This window comes from Phocaeicola sp. RTP21198st1_B8_RTP21198_201120 (assembly GCF_040929485.1).
Taxonomy (GTDB): Bacteria; Bacteroidota; Bacteroidia; order Bacteroidales; family Bacteroidaceae; genus Phocaeicola; species Phocaeicola dorei.
In genome coordinates this window covers 1-1,103 of sequence record NZ_JBCOCI010000506.1, presented here as the reverse complement: position 1 = coordinate 1,103, position 1,103 = coordinate 1, and the positions used below count along the sequence as shown (strand labels likewise).

The 1,103-nt window shown below is 44.9% G+C and carries 2 protein-coding genes; both read left to right on the top strand.

Translation table 11 applies throughout. The features are described from left to right. The coding region (locus tag AB5935_RS27655; protein ID WP_368328057.1) for a L,D-transpeptidase family protein at positions 1 to 507 on the top strand (507 nt) is incomplete at its 5' end. A 24-nt stretch (positions 508 to 531) separates the two neighbouring features. After that, a complete protein-coding gene (locus AB5935_RS27650) occupies positions 532 to 1,083 on the top strand; it encodes an RNA polymerase sigma factor (protein WP_368328056.1) in 552 nt (183 codons plus the stop codon). Positions 1,084 to 1,103: the final 20 nt, after the last annotated feature.

Sequence of the window (1,103 nt, the reverse complement as noted above, 5' to 3'; positions counted from 1 at the left end):
GGACTCCAGGTAGATCCCCACAGTATTAAATGGGCGAAGTATGCAGGAAGTGGCGTACCTTATACGGTGAAGCAGGACAACAAAACAGGGAATTCCTTGGGACGTATCATCTTCCGTTTTCCCAATCCTCATTCCGTATATCTGCATGACACTCCGTCACGGTGGGCTTTTACACGGAATAATCGTGCGGTGAGCCACGGTTGCGTCCGTCTTCAAAAAGCACTCGACTTCGCGTTCTTCCTGTTGAAAGAGCCGGATGAATTGTTGGAAGACCGTATTCGTATTGCAATGGATATCAAGCCGGTGAGTGAAGAGGGAAAGAAGCTGCCCATCAGTGCGGCTTATCGTGAATTGAAACATTATAGTTTGGAACAATATATACCTTTATTTATAGATTATCAGACGGTTTATCTGTCTGCCGATAATAATTTGAGGTATTGTGAGGACATTTATAAATATGATCCGTCCTTACTAGAGGCGATGAATAACCTGAATTTGAAACCATAAATAAACATACAGATACGAGAGATTATGATTCCTTATAACGAACGCGAAGTTCTGAAACTCCTTCAGGAGGAGAGTACACAGCGGAAAGGATTTGAAATGATTGTGGGGCAGTATAGCGAGCAATTGTATTGGCAAATCCGCCGGATGGTACTGTCGCATGAGGATGCGAACGATCTCCTGCAAAACACTTTCATCAAGGCATGGACGAATATCGATTATTTCCGTGCCGAGGCGAAGCTGTCGACCTGGCTCTATCGCATCGCGCTGAATGAGTGTCTTACCTTTCTGAATAAGCAGCGTGCCATGACTACCGTGGATATTGACGATCCCGAAGCAGTAGTTGTGCAAAAGCTGGAAAGTGACGCCTACTTTTCGGGCGACAAGATACAGATGTGCTTGCAAAAAGCCCTGCAGACTTTGCCCGAAAAGCAGCGTATGGTGTTCAACCTGAAACACTACCAGGAAATGAAGTACGAAGAGATGTCGGAGATCTTCGGCACGTCGGTCGGTGCACTGAAAGCATCTTATCATCATGCGGTGAAGAAAATTGAGAAGTTTCTAGAAGAAATAGATTAAACCTTTGAAATGAGACACTG

Excerpts from the sequence above, each read along its gene's own strand:
- AB5935_RS27650 (WP_368328056.1), top strand. The coding sequence starts at position 532 with ATGATTCCTTATAACGAACGCGAAGTTCTGAAACTCCTTCAGGAGGAG.